This is a genomic window from Streptomyces sp. NPDC006265 (genome assembly GCF_040613555.1).
Lineage (GTDB): Bacteria > Actinomycetota > Actinomycetes > Streptomycetales > Streptomycetaceae > Streptomyces.
Window position 1 is genome coordinate 19,693 of sequence record NZ_JBEXSH010000014.1, and the last position, 7,328, is coordinate 27,020.

Sequence of the window (7,328 nt, forward strand, 5' to 3'; positions counted from 1 at the left end):
ACCCCATGCGTCTCCCCGTCCGGCACATCAGCGGCCATCTGATCTGGACCACCGCCGCCACCGTGTGGGCGGTCTGGCGCGTCGACACCGAGAACTACACCCACGCCTCCAAGTCCACGAAGCGTGAGCGGCTGGACTCCCTGGAGGCCCTCTTCAAGAGCTTGCGGGGCGAGGCCCTCCTGCTCAGCCTGTGCCCGAGTGTCGACGCCGCGTCGGTCGTCACCCGCATGACCGCCGGCGTCGACCTCGACGCCTCCCCCGAGTACGTCGACCTGGCACTGAAGGTCCTCGACCAGCTTCAGGACCTGGAGCTGACCGGCCGCGTCGACTTCCTCGCCATCCCCCTGCCCCACGTCGACTTCAAGCAGAGCACCCGGGCCGTCCTGTCCTCCGTCCAGTCGGAAGTCATGGGCGCCCTCGGCCTGCCGGTCGCCCCGATATCCCCCTCGGAGGAGCGCCAGCGCCTGGAGCAGGCCACCCGCCTGGCGGCCGGCTGGCCCTCCGGCATCAAGATGCGGCCGGCCACCGAGGCGGAGATCCTCTGGATCTACGGGCACAGCGCCCGCCGTGGCCTGAGCGAGCCGCTGCTGCCCGAGGACGGCGCACAGCGGGCCCTGCGCGGCCGCGGCCACACGGTGACTGCGCACACCCAGGTCATCCTCGACGAGGGCGGCCGCGGCAACCGGCCCTCCAAGGGCCCCACCAACCCCTTCAAGCGCCGCTACCTGCGCGCCACCAGCGAACACGGAGACTCCTACCAGGCGTTCTGCGTGCTCTCCGAAATGCCGGAAGCCTTCCGGTTCCCCGGCAGCGAGTACCTCGCGGCTTTGGACGAGTTCAACTTCCCGGTGGACTGGGCGGTCCGGCTTCACGTCGAGTCCGGCTCCAAGGCCGAGCCGAAGTCCCGGCGCCAGCAGCGCGAGCTTGCCCACCAGCGCGGCGAGTACGACGGCGAGACCTCCGGCGTGCCGGCGTCCCTCGACAAGGCGAGCTTCGCCCTGGACGAGTACCGCGACCGGCTCACCGCCTCCTCCACCGAGGTGGAGATCCGCGCCACCGTCGCCACCTGCGTGTGGGGCACCACCCCTGAGGAAGCAGACGAAAAGGCGACGTCGCTGGCCAACCACTTCGGCGGCAACGACTACACGCTGGTGCGGCCCACCGGCGACCAGGTCGCGCTCTTCCACGGGATGCTGCCCGGCACCAAGACCCCCGGGCCGATGCTCGACTACACCCAGTACCTCCTCGCCCGCGACTTCGCGATGAGCATGCCGTTCTGCGGCGCCGGCCTGGGCGACGACTCCGGCAGCCTCTTCGGTCTCCAGCTCAACGGCGGCGGCGTCCGCCCCGTGCTGGTCGACTTCTCCCACGGCCCCCGCGTCAACGCCTCCGCGTCCGCCGCGTTCGTCGGCGAGCTCGGCTCAGGAAAGTCCGTCGCGATGAAGTGCGCGATGTACAGCATCCTGACCACCGGCCACCGGACCGGACAGAGGAACTCCCGCGGCCGCGCGCTGGTCATCGACCGCACCCCGCAGCAGGAATGGAGCCGGTTCGCGAACGCCTGCCCCGGCACCACCCAGATCATCAACGTCGACGAGAACGCCGGCGTCTCCCTCGACCCCCTGCGCGTCTTCCGCGGCCCGCGCGCCGCCCGCTACACCGAGTCCTTCCTCACCCCGCTCCTCGACATCGGTTCCATGAGCATCGAGGGCATCACCCTCGCCGAGGCGATCGAGGCCACCCGGCTCGGACCCAAGCCGAGCATGACCGCGCTGATGGACACGCTGGCCGACCGTGCCCGCACGCCCGACCCGGACGAGCCGAACGACAACGCGGTGCGCGCCGCCGCCTCCGAGCTCGTCCGGAAACTGCGCTCGCTCAGTAAGAAGGACCTCGGCCGCGTCATCTTCGACCAGTCGCTGCCGGTCGTGCGCATCACCGACGCCGACAGCATCGTCTTCGCCGTCGACCGTCTGGGCCTGCCCACCAAGGAAGAACTCTCCGAGCACCGCCTGCCCTCCCTGGAAGTCGAGAAGCGGTTCGGGTGGCGCCTGATGTACCTGATGACGGCCCTGTGCCGCGAAATCGCGTTCGCCGATCCCAACGACTTCACCGGCGTCTTCCTCGACGAGTGCTGGTGGCTCACCTCCTCCGCCGAGGGCTCCAACCTGCTGCTCGAACTCATCGCCGACGGCCGCAAGCACAACGCCGGCGCCTTCGCCGGCTCGCACGACCCGTACGACATCGGCCCGAAAAGCGAGATCGGCGACAAGATCCGCGCCCTGCTCAGCCACATCTTCGTCTTCCGTCACCGCGGCAAGGCCCTCGCCGCACGGTGCCTGGAGTTCCTCGACCTCGACCCGACCGACGGCGAGATGCTCAAGGTGATCACCGAGAACCTCTCCCCCCTCAATGTCAGCGAGACCGAGCGGGTCCTGCGCGCCGGCGAGGGCCTGTACCGAGACCTCCGTAAGCGGATTGCCGGCATCAAGGTGCTGATCCCGGCGGACGAGAACGCGGCCGCCGCGATCACCACAACGCCCGGACAGAGCACCGAAGACGATGACGAGGCTGTGGAGTTCGCCGAGCTGGCGGACGGAGCCCTGGCATGAGCCACATACAGCGAAGAGGCCTCAAGCGGCGGCTCGGTCTGATCGGCATTCTGCTGGCCCTGTTCACCGTGGTGTTGGCCCCTGCAGCGTCTGCGGATCCGTCGCCGTCGCCCAGCACCTCGGCACCGGCGAAGCCCATCGCCGGCCTGGATCTCGGCAAGAAGCCGAAGGACGGCAGCGACGGCATCCTGCAGCCGTTCAACGTCACCGACAAGGACGGCGTCCCGATCAGCTCCTACACCGTCAAGACGGACACGGGCGGCTGGAAGGACATCGACCTCAAGATCTGGAACATCGTCGCGCAGCTGCTCTTCGGCGTCTCGAAGTGGGTCATCGGCTTCACCTGCTGGCTGATCAAGTGGGCGCTGAACTTCGGGCTTGCCCAGGTCATGGTCGGTCCCGTCGATGACATCTCCAGCACCATCAAGAACCAGGTCATCGACAGGTTGGGGCTCCCTGGCCTGTTCCTGACGTTCGCCGGCTTCTACTGCGGCTGGCTGATCCTGTTCAAGGAGCGCTCGCGCGGCTTCGCCGAGATCGGGGTCTCCCTGGTCGTCGCCGCGCTGACCACCACCGTGCTCGTCTCGCCGGCCCAGGTCCTTCTCGGCCAGCATGACCAGGCGCAGCCGCAGGGCTCCACCATGCTCCTGTCCGAGGAAGGTCTGCTGGGCAAGGCGAAGGACTTCACGCTGGAGATCGCCTCCATCGTGCTGGCCGACGATCCCGCGAGCGCCAAGGGCAGCGCTGACCCGGACAACGTGGCGAAGCCGATCACCGACGCGCTGGTCGAGGCGTTCATCGTCCGGCCCAACCAGCTCATGGTGTACGGGCAGACCTTCGACGGGCAGTGCGACAAGGCCTTCCGCGAGTTCAAGCTCGCCGAGTTCAACCTCGACCAGACAGGGATGAACTACTGGGACGCCGCGATGATGGACTCGATCTACGACACGAACTTCATCGGGCAGCTCAACGAGAACTCGATGAAGTTCGAGGCTGCATGCGGGGACGTGAAGCCCGAGGCCAAGCGGGCCAGCGCCGACATGGCATTCTCGGCCCTGTTCGTCGCGCTCGCGGCCGTCATCGTGGCCATTCTCATGGTCCTGGTCACGGGCACATTCCTCACCGCGCAGGGCTGGCTGGCATTCGAGGCCATCCGAGGCCACTGGGCACTCACCGCCGGCATTCTGCCCGGCGGCGGACGCGCCACCTTGTGGCGCTGGTTTTCCGCCATCACCAAGGCTGTCCTCGGCATCATCATCGCCATCCTGTTCCTGGCGATCTTCATTCTGATCATCCTGGCCCTGATCGACGCGGACACCGGAGATGTCCTGGCCGTCAAGTTCATCGTTATTGACGTCACGGCCGTCGCCGGTCTGGCCGGCCACAAAAAGATCAAGCAGACGGCACAGAGCATCGCGGTCAACCTCAACCGCAAGCTCGCCAACGCCCGCGTCGGCGGCTCTCGCCGCTCGGTGTTCGCCAGCCCCGGCCGCTACGCGGAGACCGCTCCCGGGCTGAAGCAGATGTGGGGCGAGGCCCGCGGTGAAGCGCGGCGCGTGTCCCAGCCCGTCGGCAAGGGCCTGAAGACCACCCGCAACGCCTGGGTCGGCTCGCCGCAGGCAAACCGCAAGGCGAGCCGGCTGCGGACTGCGGCCCGCCTCGCCACCAACACTGCTGCGGCGGTCGGCACCGGCGGTGCGAGTACGGCGGCGAAGGTCGCGGCGCAGCAGGCAGCCAAGCAGACCCTCAAGAAGCGGCTGGCCACCGCCGCCGCGAACAAGATGTCCCAGACCCGGGGCGGCCGGGCCACCATGGCCACCGGCAAGGCAGCCGCCACCACCGCCAAGTACGGCGCCAAGGCGACGAAGTTCGCCTTCATGGCCACAGTGGGAGCGCCCGTGGGAATCCCCCGCGGTGTCGCCTCGACCAAACGTGGTGGTGCTGCGGCAATGGCGCGAGGGAAGAAGGTCGGCGACGACCTCAAAGCCGTGAAGGCACGCACCATCGACAAGAAGGTGCAGGAGGCAAAGGACTTCGGAGCCGAGTACAAGCGCAACATCGCTACCGCCGGCAAGTTCGTGGCGAAGCAGAGGACAAAGGCTCAGGTCAACCTCGGTCTGGCCCAGATCCAGCCGAACCCGGGGGCCGCGACTCCTCCCGGCCCCCGGGCCGGCGCCATCGCAGCGAAGACTCCTGGGGGCGCGCCGGCAGCGGCCGGCGCCAAGACGCCGGGGAAGCCCGCGCCCAAGACCGGTACGAAGACACCGAGTTCGATGAAGCCGCCAGCCGCCGGGCCAGCCGCGGTGCCGAAGATGCCGACCCCGCCCACCCCTGCGCCGCCGACGCCACCGGCTGCGAAGAAGACGACGCCGGCCAAGCCGCCGGCTCCGCCACGGGTCATCCGGCGTGCCACGCGGCCGCCCGGGCCGCCCAGGCCCCGGCCGTAGCCGGGCTGCGGCCGGGGCCCGAAAGGCCCCGGCCGCCCAGACACCAGAACCACCTCACGGGGGACCCTCATGCCCACAACCGATGTCGCGCGTGCCCAGCGCGGGACGATCATGCTGTTCGTCGCTGCGGCAGTCCTGGCCGCCGTCGGTGCCCTCCTGCTCTTCGGGCTCCGCGGAGGGGAGCGTCCCCACACCTCCGGCTCACCCCCTACGGTCCCAACCTCCACGACTGCGCCCGAAAGCACCCCCAGCAGTGCCAAGCCGGCAAAGACGTCGCCGGCAGCCGAGCCGTCCGAGCCTCCTGTGGTTTGGGAGCCGAGCCCGGTGTCGGTTCCGATCCAGGAAGCGGCCAGGGCCTTCACGACCGCGTGGGCCAGCCACGACGCCCGGCCGGGCCGGGACGCCTCGTTCGACGACGCCTCCCGGCGTGCCGCCGCCTACGCCGACGGCGACCTGGCCGAGGACCTGCGCACGCACACCAGCGGCAACGCCGGCCGGCAGCAGTGGCTGAACTGGAGGGACAGCCAGGTCCAGGTGACGGTGACCATCCTGCGGGTGGCCCTGCCGGACGGAGCTCCCGCGCCGACCGAGGACTCCGCTTTCGCGCGCGTGATCTACAGGCTGGCCGAGACGCCGGCCAAGGGTGCTGCCACCGAGTCGGAAGAACAGGTGGCGCTCAAGCTCCGCCGCGGAGCCGACGGCAGCTGGCGCGTCGTGGGGCTTCCCAATGTCTGAGCAAGGCGAGTCCAAGGCCCTGTGCCGAGTCGTGATCGCGATTCTTTTGTCGTGCCTGCTTGGCTTCGGCTTGGTGCTGGCCGCCGTGCTGGCGCTCACGTCGGCGATCGGTGAGGACAACACCAGTGACGCGCTGGAGAACGCGGGATTCGGCGGCGGCCTGTCGGACACCAAGGACATCCCCGACTGGCTGCGCCCGATCATCCTCAACGCGGTGCGGGACTACGGCTGCGCGGAGACCACGCCTTCGCTGATCGCCGCCCAGCTCTACCAGGAGTCCAACTTCCGCAAGAACCCGCCCGACGGCGGAGCGGGTGCGCTGGGCATCGCCCAGTTCATCCCTTCCACCTGGGCCACGCAGGGCATCGACGCCAACAAGAAGGGCGGCGCAGACCCCCTGGATCCTGAGGACGCCGTCCCGTCGATGGTGTCCTACGACTGCAAGCTCGCCGACGAGATCCGCAGCGTGCCCGGCGACGTCGTCGACAACATGCTCGCCGCGTACAACGCCGGCGGCGGCGCGGTGAGGCTGTACGGCGGCATCCCGCCGTACAAGGAGACCCGGGACTACGTCCGCGAGATTCGGGAGCGGGCGGAGAAGTGGGCCGCTCCGATGGACGGCAAGGTCTCCGGTGGTCTGGCCAAAGTCGTCGCCGGTGCCAAGGAGGCGTACAACACTCCCTACGTCCTGGGCGGCAGCTGCAAGCCCCCGTTCGTGGGCTCTACCGGCTGCGACTGCTCCAGCCTGGTCAAGTACGCCTGGAGCAAGGTCGGCGTGAACCTCCCCAGGGTCACGTACGACCAGGTCAACATCGGCAGCAAGGTCAACTCGCGGAAGGACCTGCGCCCCGGCGACCTCATCTTCTCCGGTGGCAGCGCCTCCAGCCCGGAGCACGTCGCCATGTTCATCGGCGGCGGAGAGGTGATCGACGCGCCGCACACCGGTGCCCGCGTCCGGATCGAGCCCCTCTCATTCTGGACGGACCGAATCTTGATCATGAAGCGTCCGGACTACACCGAGCCCGATTCAGGCGGCACGTCGGGCTCATGGGTCGCCCCGGTCGCCGACGAGCACATCGGCACCGGATACCGGGTCTCGGGGTCAATGTGGTCGAGCGGCTACCACACCGGCGTGGACTTCCCGGTAGGCAAGGGAACCGCGATTCGCGCGGTGGGACCGGGCACCGTGGTCACGGCCGGCTGGAACTCCGCGTACGGCTACCAGGTGGTGATCAAGCACGGGGACGGGAAGTACTCGCAGTACGCGCACCAGTCCTCGTTGAACGTCTCCGTCGGCCAGAAGGTGAAGGGCGGCGACCGGATCGGATGGTCCGGCGACACGGGCAACGTCAGCGGCCCGCACCTCCACTTCGAGATACGCACCGGGCCCGAGTACGGATCGGACATCGACCCGCTTGCCTACCTCCGCGGTCACGGCGTGAAGATCTGACCCACGGCCGGGGGGGCGCACGGCCCGGGGGGTGTCGGTTCGCCGGGCGGCCCCACTCCGCGAAGAATTTTGTTGGGGTGTGTT

4 protein-coding genes are annotated in these 7,328 nt (G+C 69.0%); all 4 read left to right on the forward strand.

Features of this window, described 5'->3' with window-relative positions:
- The first annotated feature begins 5 nt into the window (after positions 1–5).
- The 4 genes from ABZ281_RS02925 to ABZ281_RS02940 all read left to right on the forward strand — a co-directional run bounded on the left by ABZ281_RS02925 (position 6) and on the right by ABZ281_RS02940 (position 7,244).
- Positions 6–2,612: an ATP-binding protein gene (locus tag ABZ281_RS02925; protein ID WP_356651473.1), complete on the forward strand. Its 2,607-nt coding sequence runs from the start codon at positions 6–8 to the stop codon at positions 2,610–2,612.
- Positions 2,609–5,059 carry a hypothetical protein gene (locus ABZ281_RS02930; RefSeq protein ID WP_356651474.1) on the forward strand — a complete coding sequence of 817 codons (2,451 nt, stop codon included), beginning with the start codon at positions 2,609–2,611 and terminating at the stop codon, positions 5,057–5,059. The genes ABZ281_RS02925 and ABZ281_RS02930 overlap by 4 nt, the downstream gene beginning before the upstream one ends.
- Before the next feature lie 324 nt (positions 5,060–5,383).
- Entirely contained in the window at positions 5,384–5,794 is a 411-nt protein-coding gene (locus ABZ281_RS02935; RefSeq protein ID WP_356651476.1) for a hypothetical protein, read from the forward strand.
- Positions 5,787–7,244 carry a peptidoglycan DD-metalloendopeptidase family protein gene (locus tag ABZ281_RS02940; RefSeq protein ID WP_356651477.1) on the forward strand — a complete coding sequence of 486 codons (1,458 nt, stop codon included), beginning with the start codon at positions 5,787–5,789 and terminating at the stop codon, positions 7,242–7,244. Before ABZ281_RS02935 ends, ABZ281_RS02940 begins: the two co-directional genes overlap by 8 nt.
- Positions 7,245–7,328 lie beyond the last annotated feature (84 nt).